The 22,169-nt window shown below is 65.3% G+C and carries 21 protein-coding genes and 1 pseudogene; 6 read left to right on the top strand and 16 right to left on the bottom strand.

The window, feature by feature from the left end; all coding sequences use genetic code 11:
* The first annotated feature begins 1 nt into the window (after nucleotide 1).
* The gene (locus tag JQ591_RS28105) at nucleotides 2-709 is read left to right on the top strand and encodes an esterase/lipase family protein (protein ID WP_211399252.1); all 708 of its coding nucleotides are present in this window, start codon (nucleotides 2-4) and stop codon (nucleotides 707-709) included.
* Here the strand turns inward: JQ591_RS28105 and tcuB are convergent.
* Together tcuB and tcuA are read right to left on the bottom strand one after the other, a co-directional pair.
* Complete coding sequence (gene tcuB / locus JQ591_RS28100) at nucleotides 673-1,779, bottom strand: tricarballylate utilization 4Fe-4S protein TcuB (RefSeq protein WP_211399251.1); 1,107 nt, start codon at nucleotides 1,777-1,779, stop codon at nucleotides 673-675. The genes JQ591_RS28105 and tcuB overlap by 37 nt on opposite strands.
* Nucleotides 1,766-3,157, bottom strand: coding sequence for an FAD-dependent tricarballylate dehydrogenase TcuA (gene tcuA, locus JQ591_RS28095; protein ID WP_211399250.1), 1,392 nt, complete (start codon nucleotides 3,155-3,157; stop codon nucleotides 1,766-1,768). The genes tcuB and tcuA overlap by 14 nt, the downstream gene beginning before the upstream one ends.
* A gap of 160 nt (nucleotides 3,158-3,317) precedes the next feature.
* Here tcuA and JQ591_RS28090 point away from each other — a divergent pair, with 160 nt between their 5' ends.
* Complete coding sequence (locus JQ591_RS28090; RefSeq protein WP_211399249.1) at nucleotides 3,318-4,010, top strand: GntR family transcriptional regulator; 693 nt, start codon at nucleotides 3,318-3,320, stop codon at nucleotides 4,008-4,010.
* Between the two features lie 13 nt (nucleotides 4,011-4,023).
* Here JQ591_RS28090 and ybaK read toward each other — a convergent pair whose 3' ends face one another.
* The 8 genes from ybaK to mobB all read right to left on the bottom strand — a co-directional run bounded on the left by ybaK (nucleotide 4,024) and on the right by mobB (nucleotide 13,962).
* Nucleotides 4,024-4,497, bottom strand: coding sequence for a Cys-tRNA(Pro) deacylase (ybaK, locus tag JQ591_RS28085; protein ID WP_211399248.1), 474 nt, complete (start codon nucleotides 4,495-4,497; stop codon nucleotides 4,024-4,026).
* 273 nt (nucleotides 4,498-4,770) lie between these two features.
* Nucleotides 4,771-7,539 carry a formate dehydrogenase subunit alpha gene (fdhF, locus tag JQ591_RS28080; protein ID WP_211399247.1) on the bottom strand — a complete coding sequence of 923 codons (2,769 nt, stop codon included), beginning with the start codon at nucleotides 7,537-7,539 and terminating at the stop codon, nucleotides 4,771-4,773.
* A complete protein-coding gene (locus JQ591_RS28075) occupies nucleotides 7,536-9,245 on the bottom strand; it encodes an NADH-ubiquinone oxidoreductase-F iron-sulfur binding region domain-containing protein (RefSeq protein WP_211399246.1) in 1,710 nt (569 codons plus the stop codon). Before JQ591_RS28075 ends, fdhF begins: the two co-directional genes overlap by 4 nt.
* Before the next feature lie 245 nt (nucleotides 9,246-9,490).
* Complete coding sequence (locus JQ591_RS28070) at nucleotides 9,491-9,778, bottom strand: hypothetical protein (protein ID WP_211399245.1); 288 nt, start codon at nucleotides 9,776-9,778, stop codon at nucleotides 9,491-9,493.
* A gap of 93 nt (nucleotides 9,779-9,871) precedes the next feature.
* Nucleotides 9,872-11,527 carry an OFA family MFS transporter gene (locus JQ591_RS28065; RefSeq protein ID WP_211399244.1) on the bottom strand — a complete coding sequence of 552 codons (1,656 nt, stop codon included), beginning with the start codon at nucleotides 11,525-11,527 and terminating at the stop codon, nucleotides 9,872-9,874.
* A gap of 320 nt (nucleotides 11,528-11,847) precedes the next feature.
* Entirely contained in the window at nucleotides 11,848-12,111 is a 264-nt protein-coding gene (locus JQ591_RS28060; protein ID WP_211399243.1) for a sulfurtransferase TusA family protein, read from the bottom strand.
* 57 nt (nucleotides 12,112-12,168) lie between these two features.
* Nucleotides 12,169-13,425 (bottom strand): molybdopterin molybdotransferase MoeA, encoded by a 1,257-nt coding sequence (locus JQ591_RS28055; protein WP_211399242.1) that lies wholly within the window; start codon nucleotides 13,423-13,425, stop codon nucleotides 12,169-12,171.
* 9 nt (nucleotides 13,426-13,434) lie between these two features.
* Entirely contained in the window at nucleotides 13,435-13,962 is a 528-nt protein-coding gene (gene mobB, locus JQ591_RS28050; RefSeq protein ID WP_211399241.1) for a molybdopterin-guanine dinucleotide biosynthesis protein B, read from the bottom strand.
* A gap of 209 nt (nucleotides 13,963-14,171) precedes the next feature.
* On the opposite strand from mobB, the gene fdhD reads away from it, so the two are divergent.
* On the top strand, nucleotides 14,172-15,062 hold the full coding sequence (fdhD, locus tag JQ591_RS28045) for a formate dehydrogenase accessory sulfurtransferase FdhD (RefSeq protein ID WP_211399240.1): 891 nt from the start codon (nucleotides 14,172-14,174) through the stop codon (nucleotides 15,060-15,062).
* Entirely contained in the window at nucleotides 15,049-15,684 is a 636-nt protein-coding gene (mobA, locus tag JQ591_RS28040) for a molybdenum cofactor guanylyltransferase MobA (protein WP_211399239.1), read from the top strand. Before fdhD ends, mobA begins: the two co-directional genes overlap by 14 nt.
* A 6-nt stretch (nucleotides 15,685-15,690) precedes the next feature.
* Here mobA and JQ591_RS35605 read toward each other — a convergent pair whose 3' ends face one another.
* From JQ591_RS35605 to JQ591_RS28015, 6 genes and pseudogenes are all read right to left on the bottom strand, one after another.
* Entirely contained in the window at nucleotides 15,691-16,020 is a 330-nt protein-coding gene (locus JQ591_RS35605) for an FAD-dependent monooxygenase (protein ID WP_349630410.1), read from the bottom strand.
* Nucleotides 16,005-16,781, bottom strand: a pseudogene (locus JQ591_RS28035) (FAD-dependent monooxygenase). The gene JQ591_RS35605 and the pseudogene JQ591_RS28035 overlap by 16 nt, the downstream one beginning before the upstream one ends.
* An 84-nt stretch (nucleotides 16,782-16,865) precedes the next feature.
* Nucleotides 16,866-18,815 (bottom strand): molybdopterin biosynthesis protein, encoded by a 1,950-nt coding sequence (locus JQ591_RS28030; RefSeq protein ID WP_211399238.1) that lies wholly within the window; start codon nucleotides 18,813-18,815, stop codon nucleotides 16,866-16,868.
* A 13-nt stretch (nucleotides 18,816-18,828) separates the two neighbouring features.
* On the bottom strand, nucleotides 18,829-19,935 hold the full coding sequence (locus JQ591_RS28025) for a molybdopterin-binding protein (RefSeq protein ID WP_211399237.1): 1,107 nt from the start codon (nucleotides 19,933-19,935) through the stop codon (nucleotides 18,829-18,831).
* 54 nt (nucleotides 19,936-19,989) lie between these two features.
* A complete protein-coding gene (locus JQ591_RS28020; RefSeq protein ID WP_211399236.1) occupies nucleotides 19,990-20,823 on the bottom strand; it encodes a substrate-binding domain-containing protein in 834 nt (277 codons plus the stop codon).
* Nucleotides 20,824-20,840: 17 nt separating this feature from the next.
* Nucleotides 20,841-21,017 (bottom strand): hypothetical protein, encoded by a 177-nt coding sequence (locus JQ591_RS28015; protein ID WP_211399235.1) that lies wholly within the window; start codon nucleotides 21,015-21,017, stop codon nucleotides 20,841-20,843.
* On the opposite strand from JQ591_RS28015, the gene JQ591_RS28010 reads away from it, so the two are divergent.
* Both JQ591_RS28010 and JQ591_RS28005 read left to right on the top strand, forming a co-directional pair.
* Entirely contained in the window at nucleotides 21,016-21,213 is a 198-nt protein-coding gene (locus JQ591_RS28010) for a hypothetical protein (protein WP_211399234.1), read from the top strand. The genes JQ591_RS28015 and JQ591_RS28010 overlap by 2 nt on opposite strands.
* 9 nt (nucleotides 21,214-21,222) lie before the next feature.
* Nucleotides 21,223-22,116 carry a helix-turn-helix transcriptional regulator gene (locus JQ591_RS28005; protein WP_211399233.1) on the top strand — a complete coding sequence of 298 codons (894 nt, stop codon included), beginning with the start codon at nucleotides 21,223-21,225 and terminating at the stop codon, nucleotides 22,114-22,116.
* Nucleotides 22,117-22,169 lie beyond the last annotated feature (53 nt).

Below are 22,169 nucleotides of genomic sequence, written 5' to 3'. Positions count from 1 at the left end.
GATGCACGAGCCGCCCCTAAAAAGCGACGCGCGATGCCCGGGAGTGGTTCTGCTTCACGGCATCGCGCGCACCTCGGCATCCCTGACCAGGCTGCAACGGGCGCTTCAGACTAGCGGTTTCGCGACCCTCAACGTCGATTATGCCAGCCGCAGCAAGCCGATCGTAGCGCTCGCGGACGATATCCACCCGGCGATCGGCCGCTTCGCCGAGCGTGACGCGCCGCTCCACTTCGTCGCCCATTCGATGGGTGGTCTTGTGACGCGCGCCTATATCGCAAGGTACCGGCCGGCCCGGCTTGGCCGCATCGTGATGTTGGGCACGCCGAACAGCGGCAGCGAGGTCGCCGATCTCCTGAGCGGATCCCGGCTCTACCGCGCATTCTACGGGCCCGCCGGGCTCGAGCTCACGACTGCGACCCGACCGAACGCCCTGCCCACCGTCGACTATCCCGTCGGCGTGATCGCAGGAAATCGCTTCATCGATCCCGTCGCCGGCCTCTTCTTTCTGCCAAAGCCGAATGACGGACGGGTCTCGGTGCAAAGCGCGATGCTGGCCGGCATGGCCGACCATATTGTCGTGAAGGCGTCCCATACCGGACTTCCCCGCCACGCCGTAGCGATCGAGCAGACGATCGCTTTCCTGCGCGACGGCCGCTTCCGACTGTCTGAATCTCAAGAGCCGGCTTCGCTGCGGCGCTCCTGCGCATAGCGCACCAGCGACGCAAAGCGATAGATACCGTGCACGAACTTGCCGTAGGGCATGGTCATGAACAGCGCGAACACTGCACCCAAATGCAGTGCCAGCAGCGGCCCCATGACTGCAGTCTCGCGCAGAATCAGAAGCAGCATGCCGGTGAAGCCGGTGAGGAACAACATGGCGATGAAGCCAACATCCATGCCGTAGCGCTGCTCGTCGAGCAACGCCGGATCGCGCCGCATCTTGGCCGCGAACAGGCCGACCGGCCCAACAATGAGACCGACGCCGCCAAGCGTCCCGAGCACCACGGGCAAATCCCACCACGGATACGGCGCCTCGCGGCCAAGCAAATAGTGATAAAGCGTGGCCACCGACGTCGCGGCGAAGCAGAGCAGGAAGCCGTAGAAAGTCAGGTGATGGAAAAGCTTGCGCCGGTCGGTCGGCTTGTCATCCTCATTGTAGCAGCCGACGCCGCCCCCGTGGAGATAGCGCAGCTCGCCGGCGTCGCGCATCGCCTGAAAGATGGAGCCTCCGTCCGCACGGCCGCCGATCGGCGGGCCGATATCCCGCCAGAAGGCACGCACGCTCATGACCAGCGCGAGGATCGCATAGAGGAACGCCGCGCTGAATAATGCGGCCATCGCATTGTGCGGCATCAATCTGTAGAACGCGCCGGGGCCGGTGTGCACGCCGAACAGCACGCTGCGGTCGTTCAGGGCGGCAAAGCCGAGGATGAAGGCGGCCATGCTGAGCGCGGCGACGATGCTGATGACGAGACCGTTGCGCGCAAAGGCGCCGGACAGCGCCTGCGGCCAGGCATAGGCCGCGTAGGATTCCGCGCGCACGATCGCCAGCGTCTGCGGGACGTTGACGTTGAATTCGTGCGGCGGCGAGAACTGACAGTCGACGTAGCAGGCACCGCAGCCATGGCAGAGATTGGCGAGATAATTGAGGTCGCCGTCGGAGAAGGCGCGGCGCATCTCCATGGCGGGAAATACCGCGCAAAGACCCTCGCAGTAGCGGCAGGAATTGCAGACCGTCATCAGCCGATCGGCCTCATCGAGAATCCTAGTTCCGTGCATGTTTCGCCGCTTCCCGTCCTGCGATCCGCCCGAACACGCTGCCGATGGTCATGCCCATTCCGGCGGCATAGCCCTTGCCGAGCACGTTGCCGGCCATGATCTCGCCGGCCGCGAACATGTTGGCCGACAGCTTGCCGTCAGCCATCAGCATCCGCGCTTCCCTGGTCACGCGCGTGCCGAGATAGGTGAAGGTGATGCCGGGCCGCACCGGATAGGCGAGATAGGGCGGCGTCTCGATCCGCCGCGCCCAATGCGTCTTCTGCGGCGTGATGCCTTCGGTGCGGCAGTCGTCCAGAATGGTGTGGTCGAAGGTGCCGGGCTGCACGGCAGCGTTGAACTCGGTGATGGTCTTTTCCAGTGCGGCCGGATCGAGCTCGAGCTTGCCGGCGAGCTCAGCCACGGTCTGCCCGGCAATCGGTTGAAACAGCGTCGGCATGAAGCTGGTGACCACGGTCGAGTCAAAGATGATGTAGGCGATCTGGTCGGGCTGCGCGGCAACCAGCCGGCCCCAGATCGCGTAGCGCTTCGGCCAGATGTCCTCGCCCTCGTCATAGAAGCGCTTCGCGTTCTTGTTGACGACGATGCCGAACACAACGGAGTCGTGGCGCGTGATAATGCCGCCGTCGAATTTCGGCGCGCGGGCGTCGATCGCGACCGCATGGCACTGCGTGGGGTCGCCGACCTCCTGCACGCCCCCGGCGAGCAGCATCTTCAGGATCGAACCGCGGTTATAGGGCGTGCCGCGGATCAGGAAATTGTCGGCGGCCTCGCCCCAATATTGCTTCAGCCATTCGATGTTGGCCTCGAATCCGCCGGCCGCGGCGACCAGCGATGTCGCGCGAATCTCGTTTTCGCCCTTGATCGGCCGCTTGAGGCGGGCGGCGAGAAACATGCCGTCCTCGATCACGAGGTCGGTGACCTCGGCGTCATATTCGACTTCGACGCCGAGCTTCTCAGCGGTGAGATAAAGTGCGTTCAGCATCGCGCGGCCGCCGCCGAGAAAGAAGGAGTTGGTGCGACCGAGGCTCAGCGTGCCGCCGAGCGAGGGTTGCCAGCGCACGCCCTGCTCCACGATCCAGTTCAGAATATCCTTGGATTCGCGGATCATGTGCCGGGCAAGCACCTCGTCGGTCTGCCCGCCGGTGACACGCAGGAGGTCCTCCCAAAACTCCTCCTCGGTGTAGGGGCCGGTCAGGATTTCGGTCGCCTCGTCATGGGCACAGCGCATGTTGCGTGTGTGGCGCGTGTTGCCGCCACGATAGAATTTTGGCGCGCCTTCGAGCACCAGCACCGACGCCCCACCGCGTCGCGCGCTGATCGCCGCACACAGCGCCGCGTTGCCACCGCCGATCACCAGCACATCGTATTTGCTGCTCATGCCGTCTGCCCGATGCGACGAAGTTGGAGACATTCTGCCCGCCGGCGGCCCCGGTCAATCCGGTTGGCCATTGCGCACCTTTGTATACAAAGATATACAGAACTCCGGCAAGCGCCATCGCTGCATGGGCAGGATGCGCCTGGCGAGCCCACGAGGATGCATGGCAAGGCGCCCGACAAAGGCAGGCGGCTCGATCGCGCGCGGCGGCGTGGCGCTCGGCGAAGCCGTGTTCCGCTCCCTCTGCGAGGCGCTGCAGGCCGGCAGCTACCGCGCCGGCGACCGCCTGCGCGAGGAAGAGGTCGCCCAGCGGCTGAAGGTCAGCCGCACGCCGGTTCGCGAAGCCTTCGGCCGCCTCGCGGCGCGTGGCTTCGTCGAGCCTGCCGGCGGCCGCGGCCTGATCGTGCGCAACCTCGACATATCAGAGGTGCTCGAGCTCTACGCCATGCGCGAGATCATGGAAGGCGCCGCCGCCCGGCTCGCCGCCGAGCACGCCTCGGCGCCCGAGATCGATGCACTCAGGGATATCGAGCAGGCTTTTGTCGAAGCGTCCGAGACCGACGCGGCCGAGATGGCAGGAGAAATGGCAAGGCTGAATCGCGCGTTTCACGAGGCGATCGGCCGCGCCGCGCGCAACCGCTATCTCGACAACGCATCAGGCGAATTGCAGGACTGGATCGCCCTGCTCGGTCCAACCACGTTCACCGTATCGGGCCGCCCCTCGACCAGCCACGGCGAGCACCGGGCCATCATCGACGCCATCGCGGCTCGTGACGGCGGCAAAGCAGAGCACCTCGCGCGCGCGCACATCCGCGAAGCGCTGCGCTGCCGGCTGAAGCTGTTGCAAAAGCAATAGCAGAGCGTGGCGCTCAGGCGACCAGTTCTGCGGCAATCGCCTTCAACACGTCCCGCACATCGCCTGGACTGAGCCGCACCTGCAGTCCGCGCTGACCGCCATTGACGTACACATAGTCATGCGCGAGCGCGCTCTGCTCGATCACGGTGCGCACGGGCTTCCGCTGCCCGAACGGGCTGATACCGCCGACCTTGAAGCCGGTAACCCGCTCGGCCTCGAGCGGCTTCATCATCTGCGCCGACTTGCCGCTTGCTGCGGCGGCGAGCTTCTTCATCGAGACTTCCTGGTCGGATGGGACGATCACGCAGACCGGCTTGCCGTCGACCAGCGCCATCAGCGTCTTCAACACACGCGCCGGATCTTCGCCGAGCGCAGCGGCCGCCTGAAGGCCGATACTTTCGGCGTCGGGATCGTAGTCGTAGGTATGGACGGTGAAGGCAACACCGGCGGCTTCAAGCGCGCGCGTGGCTGGGGTGGCTTTTGACATGAGTCACGTTTAGCACCGCTGCTGCGAGGAGCGAAGTGACGGAGCAAGGACGCCGTGCGGATGTTCATCCGCCCCCGCCCCTCCGGGGTCGTCCTGGCGAAAGCCAGGACCCATTACCCCAAGGAGGCGTTTGGCGAAATTTCGTAGCCCGTTACCGAGACCATCCGCAATTGATGAATTCCGCGGTATGGGTCCTGGCTTTCGCCAGGACGACACCGAGTGCTTGGCAGCGCCGCTGCCAAATCACCAACCCGCCAAACGTAGCCGGAACCCCTACTCCGCCGCGTCCCGCATCTCGGCGCGCTCGGCCCTGGCCGCGCAGAACTTGAACTCGGGGATCTTGCCGAACGGATCGAGCGCCGGGTTGGTCAACAAATTCGCTGCCGCTTCCGCATAGCAGAACGGCATGAACACCATGTTCTCCGGCACGTCGCGGTCGGAACGCACCTTGACCTCGACCGCGCCGCGGCGGGTCTCGAGCCGAATGAAGTCGCCGGGCGCAAGCTTCTTCCTGTGCATGTCCTTCGGCGACATGAAGGCGACCGCCTCCGGCTCGATCTGATCGAGCACCAGCGCGCGGCGGGTCATTGAGCCGGTGTGCCAATGCTCCAGCACGCGGCCGGTCGAGAGCACCATCGGATATTCGGCGTCGGGAATCTCGTCCGGCGGGATGACGTGGGCCGGCACGATCTTGCCGCGGCCGCTCGCGGTCGGGAATCCCGTGGTGAAGATGATCTCGTTGCCGGGCACGTCGGGACCGTCGACCGGATAGGTCACCGCGCCCTCGCGCACCAGCCGCTCCCAGGTGATGTTCTTCAGCGACGGCATCAGCTCGGCCATCTCGGTGAAGACCTCACCGGGGCCGGCATAATTCCAGGGCAGCCCCATGCGCTTGCCGATCTCCTGGATGATCCAGAGATCCTGCCGCGCATCGCCGGGCGGCTTGATCACCTGGCGCGCGAGCTGCACGCGGCGATCGGTGTTGGTGAACGAGCCTTCCTTCTCCGCGAACGCCGAGGCCGGCAAAATGACATCGGCGTGGAACGCGGTCTCGGTGACAAAGAGATCCTGCACCACGAGATGGTCGAGCATGGCCAGCGCCTGGCGCGCATGCTGGAGATCCGGGTCGGACATCGCGGGGTTCTCGCCCTCGATATACATACCCTTGATCTCGCCGGCGTGGATCGCGTTCATGATCTCGACCACGGTCAGGCCGCGCACGGGATCGAGATCCTGGTCCCACATCTTTTCGAAAGCCCCGCGCAGATCGTCACGGCCGACCGGCTGATAATCCGGCAGGAACATCGGGATCAGACCGGCATCGGAGGCGCCCTGCACGTTGTTCTGGCCGCGCAGCGGATGCAGGCCGGTGCCGGGACGACCGACCTGGCCGGTGATCAGCGCCAGCGCAATCAGGCAGCGCGCATTGTCGGTGCCGTGGACATGCTGGCTGATGCCCATGCCCCAGAAGATGATCGACGACTTTGCCCGCGCGTAGGTTCGCGCGACCTCGCGCAGCGTCTGCGCCGGGATGCCGCAGATCGCCTCCATCTTCTCCGGCGTGAACTCCTTGATCTTCTCCTTGAGGTCCTCAAAACCCTCGGTGTAGCCGGCGATGTACTGATCGTCGGTCAGCCCTTCGGTGATGATCGTGTGGATCATCGCGTTCAGCATGGCGACGTCGGAGCCCGGCTTGAACTGCAGGTGCTTGGTCGCATGGCGCGACAGCGACTGCCGGCGCGGGTCCATCACGAACAGCTTGGCGCCGTTCTGCTTGACCGCATTCTTGATGAAGGTCGCGGCGACTGGATGATTCACGGTCGGGTTGGCGCCGATCACGATGATGACCTCGGCGTCCATCGCGGCCGAGAACGGCGCCGACACCGCGCCCGAGCTCAGGCCTTCGAACAGCGCCGCGACCGACGAGGCGTGGCACAGGCGGGTACAATGGTCGACATTGTTCGAACCGAAGCCGGTGCGCACCAGCTTCTGGAATAGATAGGCCTCCTCGTTCGACCCCTTGGCCGAACCGAAGCCCGCCAGCGCCTTCACGCCGTTGGTGTCGCGGATCTTGACAAGGCCCTTGGCCGCGATCTCGAGCGCCTCTTCCCACGACGCTTCGCGGAAATGCGTGAAGGGATTGGCCGGATCGACCTGGTCGTTGGAATCCTTCTTCGCATTCGGCAGCCGCACCAACGGCTTGGTCAGGCGATGCGGATGGTGGATGTAGTCGAAGCCGAAGCGGCCCTTGACGCAGAGGCGATTGTGGTTGGCCGGGCCATCACGCCCTTCCGCATAGATCACCTTCTCGTCCTTGACCTCATAGGTCACCTGGCAGCCGACGCCGCAGAACGGGCAGAGCGAATCCACCTTCTTGTCGGCATAGGTGACGCGCGTCTGCTTCTCGTCCAGCATCACGGCCGGCATCAGAGCCCCGGTCGGACAGGCCTGCACGCATTCGCCGCAGGCGACGCAGGTGGACTCGCCCATGGGATCGTCGAAATCGAACACGATTTTCGAGCCATGACTGCGATAGGCCATGCCGATGACGTCGTTGACCTGGACCTCGCGGCAGGCGCGCACGCACAGGCCGCACTGGATGCAGGCGTCGAGATTGACGCGCATCGCCGGATGGCTGGCGTCGGTCGCCCAACGCTCGGCAGCGGGAAAGCGGCTCTCGGTGACGCCGGTGGCTTCGGCCCAGTGCCAGAATTTGGATTCCGGATCGTGCGAGGTCTCGCGCGCCGGCTGATCGGCGACCAGCAGCTCCATGACCATCTTTTGCGCGGAAACCGCGCGCGCGCTCTCGGTCTTCACCTTCATGCCGACCGATGGCGTGCGCTTGCAGGACGCCGCGAGCACGCGCTCGCCCTCGATCTCGACCATGCAGGCGCGGCAATTGCCGTCGGGGCGATAGTCCGGCGCCGGCGTATAGCACAGATGCGGAATCTCGCGGCCCTGGCGTTTCGCGACTTGCCAGATCGTCTCGCCTGCATTGGCCTCGACCTGCTTGCCGTCGAGCTCGAACTTAATCTTCGTCATTCGGCCGCTTCCTTGAACTCGTCAGGGAAATATTTGATCACGGTGGCGAGCGGATTCGATGCCGCCTGTCCAAGCCCGCAGATCGAGGCATCGCGCATCGCCTGGCTCAATTCGTCCAGGAGAGCGCGGTTCCAGACCGGCTGCTGCATCAGCAGCGCGGCCTTCTGGGTTCCGACGCGACACGGCGTGCACTGGCCGCAGCTCTCGTCCTCGAAGAACTTCATCAGGTTCAACGCTGCCGCGCGCACGCTGTCCTTTTGCGACAGGATAACGATCGCTGCCGAGCCGATGAAACAGCCGTATTTTTCAAGCGTGCCGAAATCGAGCGGGATGTCGTCCATCGACGCCGGCAGGATGCCGCCGGATGCACCACCCGGCAGGTACGCGTAGAACTGATGGCCGTCGGCCATGCCGCCGCAATATTCGTCGATCAGCTCGCGCACGGTGATGCCAGCAGGCGCGAGCTTCATGCCGGGATTCTTCACGCGGCCCGAGACCGAGAAGCTGCGCAGGCCGTGCCGCTCATGGCGGCCGTGGCCCTTCCACCAGTCGGCGCCCTTCTCGACGATGTCGCGCACCCACCACAAGGTCTCGATGTTGTTGATCAGCGTCGGCAGGCCGAACAGGCCGACCTGGAATGGGTAAGGCGGCTTGTGCCTGGGCAGGCCGCGCTTGCCCTCGATGCTTTCCAGCAGCGAGGATTCCTCGCCGCAGATATAGGCGCCGGCGCCGCGGCGCATGTGCAGCGTCGGACTGCCCGGCGGGAGCTTCGCGATCTCGCGTTCGAGGATCTCGCGCGATGCCGGATATTCGTCGCGCAGGTAGATGTAGATATCCGAGGCCTGCACCACATGCGCGCCGATCAGCATGCCCTCGAGGAAGCGGTGCGGATCGCTTTCGAGATAGACGCGATCCTTGAACGTGCCGGGCTCGCCCTCGTCGCCGTTGATCGCCATCAGCCGCGGGCCGGGTTCACCAAGCACCGCGCGCCATTTGCGTCCCGTCGGGAAGCCGGCGCCGCCGAGGCCGCGCAGCGAGGCGTCGTCGAGCGCCTTCAGCAGGTCGTCCGTCGGCAGCTCGCCCGAGCGCAGGCGATTGAGCAGCTTGTAGCCGCCGCCGGCGACATAGGCGTCATAGCCGATATATGTCGGCAGATGCGCGTGGGTGTCACCAGCTTTCGCCGCCGCCATGACATTGGCCACCGTGGCGTGGTCAACGAAGTTGTGTCCGACTTCCGCGGCAGGCGCCGTGTCGCAGCGGCCGACGCAGGGCGCGCGCACGACGCGAATGCCGGGACCGGACGCGCTCTGCAAATCGGCGAGCAGCTTCTCTCCGCCGAGCATCGCGCAGGTCAGCGAATCGCAGACGCGAATCGTCAACGGCGCGATATCGGGCTCGCCTTCCTTCACCACGTCGAAATGCGCGTAGAAGGTAACGGTCTCGAATACCTCGGCGAACGCGAGCTTCATCTCGTCGGCGAGCGCGGCGAGATGCGCGGCCGAGATCTGGCGGTACTTGTCCTGGATCAGATGCAGATATTCGATCAACAGGTCGCGCCGCCGCGGCCTGTCGCCGAGCAGCTGCTCGATCTCGTGCGCGGCGGTGGGATCGACCTGCCGCCCCTTGGGCGTGGACTTGGCGCGCCGGCGCCCTTCGCCCGGATGCTCGAATTCTCTGACCTTGTGAACGTCGTCGTTGCTGCTCATGGAGACGTCGCGTTCTCTTCAAATGCGTGATGAGTCTAGGCCGGATCGCCAAAGCGATCAGCCTTCATTTCCCGTCTCGATCAGCGGAACCACGGTTCCCCGCGTCCGCCGACCAAGCCTAATTCGACGCAACTCTAGTCTCTGGCATGCCAGATGCAAGAGAATTTAGAACGTCTCTATAATGATTTAGGAAGCAGGCGGTCGCCCGCCATGTCCCTTACACAGACGCCGGGCAGAACCCGATCTCAGCCCTTGTTCATGCACTCTTCGATGTAGAACCAGCGGTCGTCGCCGGCGAGGCCCTTGGCTTTCACGTCGGCGCGGCAGGCCTTGAGCTTCGGCTTGTTGGCCGCCCACTTCGCCTTCATGTCCTTCAGCTTCTGCATGGTGAGCTTGATCTTGCCAGGCTTGGCTTCGGTCGTTGCAGCAGGCGCCGCCGGTGTCGTTGTCGTCTGCGCGGATGCGGTATGAAGACCAGCGACGAGCAACACGGCCGCAAGGCAAATTCGAAGGCAAGTTCGGGTGCGAATCATTTCAATCCCCCTAAGTCTCATTCTTGGTGATGTCTAAAAGGCGAACGCCACGGGACGCTGACGATCAGCGTCCCGTGGCTATCTCGACTGCGATCAGAATATCTTGACCGCGCTCTCCAGTGTCTTCCAGACACCCCAAAGCAGGGGAACGCCGACAAAGGCCCAGAACATCGCCGCCCTGGCGTCAAGCCCGCCAAATCCGATGCCGTAGGAGCCGTGCGGCCCCGCGGCGGCGGCGCTGGCGCTTGCCGCCTGCAACTTGGCGACATCGGCGTCCTTCATGTGCCACTTCGAATCGACCGGCTTGATCAGGTAGTTGCAGATCAGGCCCGCGATCAGCATCGCACAGAGGATGTACATGGTGGTGTTGTAGAGCTGGTCGCGCGGCACGCCCGCCGCGAGCTGGAACTCGCGGATGTAGTTGACCACGACGGGGCCGATGATGCCCGCGGTGGACCACGCCGTCAGCAGCCGGCCATGGATGGCGCCGACGAACTGGGTTCCGAACATGTCGGCAAGGTAGGCCGGCACGGTGGCGAAGCCGCCGCCATACATCGACAGGATGATGCCGAAGCCGAGCACGAACAGGAGCTTCGAACCCATCGCCGCAAAGGTCGGCGCCAGCGCGTAGAGCACGATGCCGAGGATGAAGAACGTATAGTAGGTGTTCTTGCGTCCGATCTTGTCCGACAGCGACGCCCAGAAGAAGCGGCCACCGATGTTGAACAGCGACAGCAATCCGGCGAAGCCCGCGGCGATCGCGGCGATCTGCGCCTTCTGCCCCGCATCGAGCGCGTTGAAGCCCACCTCCGGCAGGCCGATCAGCTTGCCGGCGAAGATCTCCTGGAGCATGGGCGAGGCCATGCCGATCACGCCGATGCCCGCCGACACGTTCAGGCAGAGCACCCACCAGATCAGCCAGAACTGGGGCGTCTTGTGCGCGTCGTTGAGATGGACGTTGGCCTTCGAGATCATCGCGTTCGCCTTGGACGGCGGGGTCCAGCCCTCGGGCTGCCAGCCGGGCGGCGGCAAGCGATAGCGGAACGCGCCGATCATCATGAACACGAAGTAGATGATGCCCATCGTGACGAAGGTCTCCCAGACGCCGACCGAGGTCGGGGTCTTGAAGTAGTTCATCAAGAGGTTAGCCAGCGGCGCGCCGATCATGGCACCGCCGCCGAAACCCATGATGGCCATGCCGGTCGCCATGCCGCGGCGGTCCGGGAACCATTTCACCAGCGTCGACACCGGCGAGATATAGCCAAGGCCGAGACCGATGCCGCCGATCACGCCCGAGCCCAGCCACAACAGCCAGAGCTGATGGGTGTAGACCCCGATCGCACCGAGGAAGAGGCCGCCGCACCAGCACAGCGCCGAGACGAAGCCGGCCTTGCGCGGCCCTACGCGCTCCAGCCAGCCGCCCCAGACCGCAGCCGCGATACCGAGCAGCACGAAAAAGAGCGTGTACATCCATCCCATGCTGGCGACCTTCCAGTCGCAGCTGGTCGTGAACAGCTCCTGAAACAGCGACATGTCTGCGCACGCCTTCGGGGCGGTCACTCCGATCGCACGCGACAGCGGCAGCCAGAACACCGAGAAGCCGTAGGCCATGCCGATGCAGAGATGGATGCACAGCGCAGCCGGCGGCACCAGCCAGCGATTGAACCCGGCGGTCGCGATGGTCCGCTCGCGATCCAGAAAACCTGCGCCGGCACCCGAAAGTGTTCCAGCGCTCTCGATGGTAGACATGCATTCCTCCCCTAAAGCCGCCCTTCTGAACGGCCGGCCACGACGATCCTGTTCCCTCAGCCGATGCAGCGCAGCCTTTGTCCCTGCTGCTCCGCACAATGATCGACACGCGCCAGGATCATCACGCGCATCCGAGACGTTAACCCCTATCCTTGGGGACTATGCCCGACGCCACGCCCGGGCTTCTTTCGATGGCCCATTTGCTCCGCATATCGCAGGCAAGACTCGACCTCCGCGTCTCGGCGGAGAAAGTCAATTGGGGCAGAAGTGAGGATCGATGTCGATAGACAAAAGGTAGGTATCAACCGAGTGACCGCCGGCTAAGTGGGCGGCGCACCATTGATATTTTCTATCGACCGATCGGCCTTCGCTATCAAGAACACGATGCGCGCGTCGTTGCGCTCGGTGATCTCCACCGTGTCGCCGGTCTCACGGATCAGGTTCGGAATGTCAATCACCGACAGCGGATCGGTGCAGTACACTTCGAGCTGATCGCCCGGCTGCAACGGCTTCAGCGCTTTGCGCGTCTTCAGGGCGGGCAGCGGGCATTTCAGCCCGGTGAGATCGAGGGTCGTTCTGGTCATCGGCGCAACATGGCGGGAGGGGTCGATGGCGTCAACGCCAGGACACAACGCCCAGACTCAGAGCAAATCGGCATAGGACAAGAAACCCACGCTCTGCCCCGGCTCGACACGCGTGACCTCCTCATCGAGCTCGATGAGGCCGTCGGTGTCGACCAGTGAGGACAACAGCCCAGCCCCCTCGCGTGGAAACTTGACTGCCTCGAGTGCGCCGTCCTGGGTGCGTCGCAAGGAGGCGCGAACATATTCGCGTCGGCCCGCCTTCTTCTTGTAGGTGAATGCCGCGCGCACCGGGATCGGCAGCAGCGGCTCCGGCAGGCTGCCCGCAAGCGCCAGCACCGTCGGCCGCACCACATGCACGAAGGTGACGAAACTCGCAACGGGATTGCCCGGCAATCCGATCAGCGGCGTGCCCTCGATGATGCCCATCGCCACGGGACGGCCGGGCTTGATCGCCATCCGCCACAACACCAGCGAGCCGATGCTCTCGACTGCCGCCTTGACGTGGTCCTCCTCCCCGGTCGAGACGCCGCCGGTGGTGAGGATCAGATCGTGCGTGCCTGCGACTTGCTTCAAGCCATTCGCGAGCGACGTCCGCTCGTCGCGCAAGATGCCGAGATCGCTGACCTCGCAGCCGAGCCGGCGCAGCATCGCCATCAGCATGAAGCGATTGGAATCGAACAGCTGCGAGGCCGCGCGCGGCTCACCGGGCGAGGACAGTTCGTCACCGGTCGAGAACACCGCGACGCGGATGCGCCTGACGACGTCGAGCCTGACCAGGCCGAACGCCGCCGCGAGCGCGACATGTTGCGGCCGCAAGCGCTGGCCTGCGCGCAGCGCGATGTGGCCCTGGGGGATGTCCTCTCCCGCAGGGCGGACATTCGCGCCCGGCTTCAGCCCCGGCGGCAGCACAATTCGGCCGGCATCATCGACGCGGACATCTTCCTGCATGAAGACCGTTTCGGCATCCGGCGGCATCGGCGCGCCGGTGAAGATGCGCGCGGTGTGGCCGGCCTTGATCGGCGCCAGGGCCAGACCGCCGGCCTGGATGCGGCCGTCGAGCGGGAGTGCCCGCTCGGCGCTGTCCGGAAGATCCGCGTTGCGCACGGCGTAGCCGTCAACAGCGGAATTGGTGAAGGGCGGCAGCGGCAGCGGCGCCGCGATATCGCGGGCCAGCACGCGCCCATCAGCATCGATGAGCGCCACCGTTTCGAGATCGACAATCGCGTTGACGCGCGTCGTGATCAGGCCAACGGCCTCGTCGACCGACATCATCGGTCCACCGAAGGCAAAACAATCGTCCGACAGTTGCGCCATGGTGCCTCGTCAGCGCGTCGCAGCGCTTTTCGCGATCGCTTCCTCGACCGGCATCGCCGCGCGCAGCAGCAACGCCGCTACGGCCGGTATGTCGTCGAGATGGACGGTCGGCAGCCGGGTTTCAATGGCGACGTCGGCCGCGATCCCGAAAATTCCGGGATCGTCGGGAAACAGCAACGGCTTGTCGTTGGCGGCGCGATGCACCTCGATCTTGCGATGCGGCTCGCGCTTGAAACCCTCGACCACGACGAGATCGACCGCCGACAATTTGCTCAACAGTTCCGGCAGAAGCGGCTCCGCCGCCCCGCGCAATTCGTGCATCAGGGCCCAGCGATTTGACGAAGCAACCAGCACCTCGGCCGCGCCGGCCTCGCGATGGCGCCAGGAATCCTTGCCGGGCACGTCGACGTCGAACTGGTGATGCGCATGCTTGATGACCGAGACGCGCAAGCCCAGCGCATTGAAATGCGGGATCAGCCGGGTCAACAGCGTGGTCTTGCCCGCACCGCTCCAGCCTGCAAGGCCGATGAGTTTCATAACCGTCCGATCTCCGCCACCGGCTCGCCAGCCGATGGAACCTCCGGCCTCTCCCCGTCATTGCGAGCGCAGCGAAGCAATCCAGTCTGTCGACGCGGAAACACTCTGGATTGCTTCGCTGCGCTCGCAATGATGACGAGGCGGCATTTCGTTCTCTCGCCAGCATGCTTATATCGGCTTGACCCGAATGTCATGCTAACCTCGCGGCCATGATGAAGATCGACAAAGCCCCGGTGCCCCTGATCGTCCCCAACCCCGCCGACCCGCGCCTGACCGAGAGCGTGACCGGGACCGACCAGTCCGGCGCCAGGATCGAGATCAAGGTGCCGGTGGAACGCCCGCTGACGCTCTACCTGAATTCGCAGGAGATCGTCACCATGATGACGATCGGCGACTATCCGGAATATCTGGCGCTGGGCTATTTGCTCAACCAGAACATGCTGAAATATAACGACGCGGTCACCGAGGTCGAATACGACGACGACCTCCAGGTGGTGGTGGTGCGCACCGAACACCACACCAATTTCGAAGCCAAGCTGAAGAAACGCACGCAGACCTCGGGCTGCGCGCAGGGCACCGCCTTCGGAGATCTGCTCGAAGCCGTCGAGAGCGTCGCCCTGCCGAAGGCCGAGCTGCGTACCTCCTGGCTCTACCAGATGACGCAGACCATCAACACCATGCCCTCGCTTTATCTGGAGGCTGGTGCGATCCACGGCTGCGTGCTGTGCAGGGAGGGCGAGCCGCTCTGCTACACCGAGGATGTCGGCCGTCACAACGCCGTCGACAAGATCGCGGGCTGGATGTACCGCCACGGCGTCGATGCATCCGACAAGATCCTCTACACCACGGGACGGCTCACCTCGGAGATGGTGATCAAGACGGTCCGCATGGGAATTCCGATTTTGGTGTCGCGCTCCGGCTTCACCGCCTGGGGCGTCGATCTCGCCCGGCAGGTAGGCTTGACGCTGGTCGGACGCGCGCGCGGAAAGCGGTTCATCGCGTTGTCGGGGGAAGAGCGCATCGTCTATGACCAGAACCTCGCTTACATCGAGGAAGAGTCGGCGAAGCACAAGCGCAAGGGTGAAGGTGGTGACGATTAGCTTTCCGACCACGCAAGGCGTGCTGCTCGCCGGCGGCCTCGCGCGGCGCATGGGCGGCGGCGACAAGCCGATGCGCACCATCGGCGGCCGCACCATCCTGGAGCGTGTGATCGCACGCCTGAAGCCGCAATGCAGCGGGCTGATCCTCAATGCCAACGGCGATCCCGCCCGCTTCGCCGTGTTCGGCTTGCAGGTCGTCGCGGACGACGTGCCCGGCTTTCCCGGTCCGCTCGCCGGCATCCTTGCCGCGCTCGACTGGACCGCGGCGAACCGGCCTGAGGTGGAGTGGGTGCTCAGTGCCGCCGGCGACTGCCCGTTCCTGCCGCGCGATCTGGTCGCGCGCTTGCATGAAGAACGCATCGCGTCGGATGCCGAGCTCGCCGTTGCGGCATCAGACGGCCAGTCGCATCCGGTAATTGGCTTGTGGCGCGTCGGCTTGCGCGACGACCTACGTCACGCGCTGGTGGTCGAAGACCTCCGCAAGATCGATCGCTGGACCGCGCGCTACCCGCTCGCGACAGTGACGTGGCCGATCGAGCCGCTCGATCCGTTCTTCAATGCCAACACGGTCGAGGATATCGCGGAAGCCGAGCGGCTGGCCGCACTGGACGCGGCGTTTTAACCAAGCTCAGGCCGCCAGCGGCACCGACCAGGCGTCGTAGCCGTAAACCCAGCTCGTATCGGTCCTCTCCCTCAGCCAGATGTTCGCGCGCGACGTCTCCTGCACCCGTGTCGTCCGCCCTCTACGCGTCGCCTCGAAGCGGCGGAATGCGTCGGCCACACCGTCGCGGTCGATGCCGTCGAGGCAACGCGACAGCACGGCGGCGTCCTCGATCGCCATGGCGGCGCCTTGCGCCATGTAGGGCGTCTTCGGATGGCAGGCATCGCCGAGCAGCGTCACCCTGCCCTCGGCCCAGCGCTCCACCGCGTCGCGGTCCATGATCACCCATTTGTGCACGTCGGGGCACGCCGCGAGCACTTGGCCCACTTGCGGGTGGAAGCCCTCGAACGATGCGCGAAGATCGCGCACGTCGCCCTTCGCCGACCAGGACTCGATGCGAAAATCCGGCTCGGGCTGCTGGTGACGAGATAGACCTCGCTACGATCAGGCTTGACGTAGTAGATCACGATGTGGCGGTCCTCGCCCCACCATTTGGTGCAGTCGTCAATCTTCTCGCCGCAGAGCAGCGTGGCGGGATAGGTGGTGCGATAGGCGATGCGGCCGGTGAATTTGACTGGCGCGGTGTCGAACAGGATGTCGCGCACCGCTGAGTGCACGCCGTCAGCTCCGACCACAGCATCAGCAACAGCGCGGGTGCCATTGGCGAACGCGAGCCGGACACCATCGCCAGTCCGGTCGAGACCGACCAGCTTGTGATTGAGCCTCACGCACGCATCCGGCACCGCACTAGCCAGTGCCGCGTGCAGATCGCCGCGATGGGCGAGCAGATAGGGCGCGCCGAACTTCTGTTCCGCGCACTCGCCAAAAATCATGTCGAACTTGATGTCGCCGCTCTTCCAGTCGCGGTTGTTCCAGGAGCGCGGATAGAACGACTGGCTGCGCATCCGCTCTTCCAGCCCGAGAGCCCGCAATACCTTCATGGCGTTTCAGCCGATCTGGATGCCGGCGCCGATGCGGGCGAACTGCGAGGCCTGCTCGTAGACCATGACATCGATGCCGACGCGCAGAAGCGCCGCGGCAGTCGCGAGCCCGCCCATGCCGGCACCGACGATCGCAACCGAAAGCGGCCTCGTCATCGCCTCCCCCACCCCGTCGCGCGGCTGGACCGCCGCATCGTCGATCTACGCCGGCCGGAATCCCGCCCGCTCCAGCGCCGCGCGAGCCTCGTCCGAGCCGAGCGCATCGAGAAAGGCCTGCACTGCCGGCCGCTGCTTGCGCGCTGTGACCAGCGCGAAGTCATAATGCTCCTCCGCGAGCGGAATGAAACCGAGGCCGACCGCATGGGCGACCGGCGCAATGGTCATGCCCCAGTCGGCGCGGTGCTGTGCGACGGCCGCGGCCACCGCGTTGTGCGAGCGTGGCTGGTTCCAATATCCTTCCGGGCGCGCACCACCGAGCAACCGGTCGATCAGGATGCGCGTGCCGGCACCCTGGTTGCGGTTGACCATGATGCAGGAGGGATCAGCGAGCGCCGCGACGACGGCGTCCTTCGCGCTGTGGCCTTCGAAACGCTTGTCGCCCTTGCGGAACACGATGCCCTGCATCCGTCGCCAGCCCGGCACGAGTTCGAGTCCTTCGACGAGGTAAGGCGTATTGTAGGTCTCGCTCTTGTCGTCGAACAGATGGATCGGCGCCAGATCGCATTCGCCGCGCCGTGCCGCCGCAAGCCCGCCGAGACTGCCGACGGCGATCGAACGCACGGTCAGGCCGGCATGCGCGAGTTGCGCCGTGACGAGATCGAGGCCGGTGCAATGGCTGCCGACGATGACGAGATCGGGCACTCGCACATGCGGCGTGAACAGCGTCACCTCGGCTTCGGTCCCGGCTGGCATCTGGTCGGCGAGCGCGTCGATACGCAGGAAGCCGTCGGCCTGCGCGAACGACGTGATCGCACCGGACCCCTTGCCGGAGGGATAGGCGATCAAGCCGTCCTTGCCCTCGACCAGCGAGACCATGACGAATTCGGTGCGGCCAAGCTCGGAAGCAATGCGCACCGGCACGGTCGCGCTCACCTTGGCATCGGAACGTGGCGGCAGCCCCGCGATCTTGCGCAGCACCGGCACGATCATGTCGTGGAAGGTGAACATCGCCGAGGTCGGAAAACCCGGCAGGATCACCACCGGCTTGCCGTCACATACAGCAAGGCACAGCGGCTTGCCGGGCTTGAGCGCAATACCATGCGCGATGATGCCGGGTTGGCCGAGCCGGCCGATAATGCGATGAGAGAGATCGCCCGCGCCTTTCGAGGTGCCGCCCGAGAGCACCAGCATGTCCGCGTCCGCCAGCGCACGCCGCATCGCGGCTTCGAGCTTGGCTTCATCGTCCGGAATCGCGCCGAGGAAAACCGCCTCACCGCCGTTCTCGTTGATCGCAGCAGTGACGATCGCGCCGTTGGTGTCGTAGATCGCAGCAGGCGCGAGCACCTCGCCGGGCTGAACCAGTTCGTCGCCGGTGGAGATCACGGCTACACGCGGTTTGCGCACGACGCTCACCTCGGCAAAACCGCAAGCCGCCAGCATGCCGACCTCGCGCGAGCCGATGATCGTGCCGGCGCGCAGCAGCGCCTCGCCGCGCGCGATATCGGATCCTGCGTAGGATACGAATTGCCCGGGCGAGGCCGCGCGACGGACCTCGATCGCATCCGATTCCGCCGGCTGGGTATGCTCGACCATGACCACGGCATCGGCACCGCGCGGCAGCGGACCACCGGTGGCAATCGGCGTTGCGGTTCCCGACGCCACTTGCAGCGCCGGTGTGGTGCCGCAGTGAATGGTCTCGCCATTGAGCCCGAGGCGAACCGGAGCGCCTTCGCCGGCCGCCGCAAGGTCCGCCGAGCGCACCGCAAAGCCGTCGACATTGGAACGGTCGAACGGCGGCACGTCGATCGGCGCAGTGATGTCTTCAGCGAGCGACGCACCGAGCGCAGCACCGAGCTTGCGCGTTTCACTCAGAAGCGCGCGCGGGAACAGCACGGCCTCGAAGCGAGCCAAGGCCTCCTCGCGGGAAAGGATCTTGAGGAACTGCTCCTGTTCGAGCGCGCTGCGGACCGGCGATTGCGGGATCATCGTCATGCCAAAACCCATATCATTCCCGCATCAGATAGGCATCGACCGGCGCGCCCGCTGCAAATCCCTCGTGGCTGGCGGGAACAAGCAGCCATGCATCCGTACGGGCAATCGCCTGGAGCGGCCATTCGCCTACCGCAAGCGGCACCCACGCATGATGTTCCTCGGCCAGCAGGACCATTTCGGCGATGCCGACGCTGGATGCAATTTTTCGCGCGAGCGGCAAGGTTATCCGTCGCCGCGGCAGCCGCGCCGACAGCCCGTCGACGAGTGGCAGAACCAGCGCGAGCCAGGCCGCAAGCGCGTGATCCGGCGATCCGGGCAAGGCGACGACAGGAACCGTTCCGAGCCGCCCGACCGCGGCGGTGCGTCCGGGCTGGAGCGCAAGACCATGGGCGATCACATCACCACGCTGGGCCAGCGCCGTGACCGCTGCATCCTTGCGACCGACGCCGCTGCCGCCGATCGTCAGCAGGAGATCGCAGGCGGACGCCCCGAACGCCTCCGCGATCGATCCCGCGTCTCGCGCGCCGGTCTCGCTTGTGTGCACATCCAGCCCTGCGGCGCGTGCGATGTCCGCAATCAAATGCAGGGTCACCGTTGCACCTGATACATTGACAACGCGCAGCCGCGGACGGCGCACGCTCAGCCGATCCAGCCCGGCGGCGCGCGCGAGCAACAGAGCGGCAGGACCGACCGGATACCCCTCTGCCACGGCGGGCGTTCGTCCGTCGATGTCGCTTCCAGCGCGCCTGACGCCCTGCCCCGGCACGCCCTCCGCCAGCACCTGGGCGAGCGGACCGGACACATCGACTGCGTCGGCATCGAGCACACAGTCGCATCCCGCCGGCATCGCGTCGCCGGCGTCGACCCAGGCGGGCGCAGTTGCGAGAGGCAGCGGTGAATAGGAAGACGCGCCGACCAGATCATTGGCGCATAACGCCCAGCCGTCCGCGGCAGCGACGTCGCGCGGCGGTTGGGCCGCAAGCAGCGGATTGCCCGCCGCGATGCAGCCGGCCGCTTCAGTCAGCGGCAACTCCACCGGCGCCAGCGGATCAAGCCCCTTCAGCAACGCGGCGAGCGCGGCGTCGAGCGGCGTCAGCGATGGCGGCAGGCGCTGGGTCATGCGCCATGATGGACCATGCATCGCCTGGTTTGGCAACCGCTGGCGATACGAACGTCAGCCGCCGGACTTGTCCGCATTGGGGAAGAACAGCTGTTGTCCATCGACCTTGTATCCGGCGATCGCCGCCTGCCCGTCGGGCGAGATCAGCCAGTCGACGAAGTCTTGCCCCAGCTCCTTCTTCACGTTCGGAAACTTCGCGGGGTTCACCAGCATCACGCCATACTGATTGAGCAGGCGCTTGTCGCCTTCGACCACGACGTCGAGATCGCCACGATCCCTGAAGGCGATCCAGCTGCCGCGGTCGGACAGTACGTAGGCGTTCGCCGTGCGCGCTGCATCGAGGGCGGAAGCCATGCCCTGCTTGGCCTCGCGATACCAGCCGCCTTTGGTGCTCGCGATGTCGATGCCGGCGACGATCCAGAGCGCGAGCTCCGCGGCATGGGTGCCCGAGCGGTCGCCGCGCGTCACGAACGGCGCACCCTTGGCCTCGATCGCCTTCAGCGCGGTCGCGATGTCCTTGCCCTTCACGCCGGCGGGATCGCTCTTCGGCCCGATCAGCACATAGTCGTTGTACATCACGTCAAAGCGCTTCGCGGCAAAGCCGTCGGCGACGAATTTCTCCTCCTGCGGCCGCGCATGCATCAGCACGACGTCGACCTCGCCCCTTCGCGCCCCGTCGAGCACCTCATCGGCGCGCCGCGCGATCACCGTCACGTCGATACCGGTCTTTTCACGGAAGATCGGCAGCAGATGATCGAGAAGGCCGGACTCCTGCGTCGCGGTGGTCGAGGCCAGGACGATCGCGCGGTCCTCCGCGGATGACGCCGCAACGCCTGCGGCGAGGCCGCAGAGAAGCGCGAGTGCAACGGACAGGCGGCGGACGGCCATGATCGGGTTCCCATTGGCTACAACGCGATCATGATGATGATCGATTGCGCCGCACTCGTGACGCGTTTGCTCGTTGCGGCGCCAGATGCGGACAACAACAGATAGAGCGCGGGTCGAGTCACTACCGGCGGCAGGCTTCCCCCCGCGCCGCGCGCCGACAATTCGGGAAATTCCGGCAACGCGCGGAGCGGCATGCCATTGCTGTTGCGCGCGCGACAGCCGCAAGGTCCGCACCACGCCAGCGATTCAGGATCGTTCACCAAAGCAGAGATCGCGCGTGAGGATGTGTTGCAAAGCAACGAGATGATCGGGCATGGTCGTGGCGGACAGAACTTGAAATGCAGAATTCCACCTGCGTCGAACGTCAAAAAGAAGCAAGAATTTGCATAGGAATGCAGGATGGAATTCCTGACGACCAGCGAAGCCGCCGACTATCTTCGGCTCGGCGAACGCAAGCTTTACGAACTCGTCACCACCGGCGCGATCCCCTGCACCAAGGTGACCGGAAAGTGGCTCTTCCCGCGGCACGAGCTCGACCTCTGGGTGCTGTCCGGACTGGCGCGTCCGGCCGGCATGCTGATCGCGGAGCCCCCGCCGGTCGTCGGCGGCAGCCAGGACGAGCTTCTGGATTGGAGCCTGCGCGAATCCGGCTCGGGCCTGGGATCGATGAGCGAGGGCAGCGCGCGCGGGCTCGAGCGCTTGCAGCGCGACGAGGTGATGGCAGTGGCAATGCACTTCCACAGCCTCGATGCCGACGGCAATCTTGCCGCCGACGCAAGTGCGACCGTGCTGCGTGACGCTCCGGACCTGCATGATGCATTGCTGGTCGCGTTCGTGCGTCGCGAGCAAGGTATCGTGCTGCCGCCGGGCAATCCCAAGCGGCTGCGCGGCCTTTCCGACGTGCTCGCGCTCGGTGCCAGGATGGCGATGCGACAACAGGGCACAGGCGCGCAGATGCTGCTCGATGTGCTGCTGAAGCGCGCAGGCGCCTCGACGCGCGATTTGCGCCGGATCGAGACGCCGGCCCTGACCGGGCCGGATCTCGCCGAGATCGTCCGCGCGGGACAAGCCGATTGCGGAATCGCGACGCGTGCGGCCGCGCGCTCGGCCGGCCTCGATTTCGTGCCGCTGGTCTGGGAGAATTTCGACCTCGCGATGCGGCAGCGCAGCTATTTCCGCCCCGCCATGCAGGGCCTGATCCGGTTCCTCAGCGAAAAGCGGTTGCGGCAGCGCGCCGAGGAGCTGACCGGCTACGATCCGTCGCCGGCCGGGCAAATCCGCTTCGCCGCCTGACGTTGACGCCCGCCCCCAAATAGTTGCAAAGAAACCAATTCAGCCGGGCCATA

The organism is Bradyrhizobium canariense, from assembly GCF_018130465.1.
GTDB lineage: Bacteria > Pseudomonadota > Alphaproteobacteria > Rhizobiales > Xanthobacteraceae > Bradyrhizobium > Bradyrhizobium canariense_C.
This window is presented reverse-complemented; position numbering and strand designations above follow the sequence as displayed.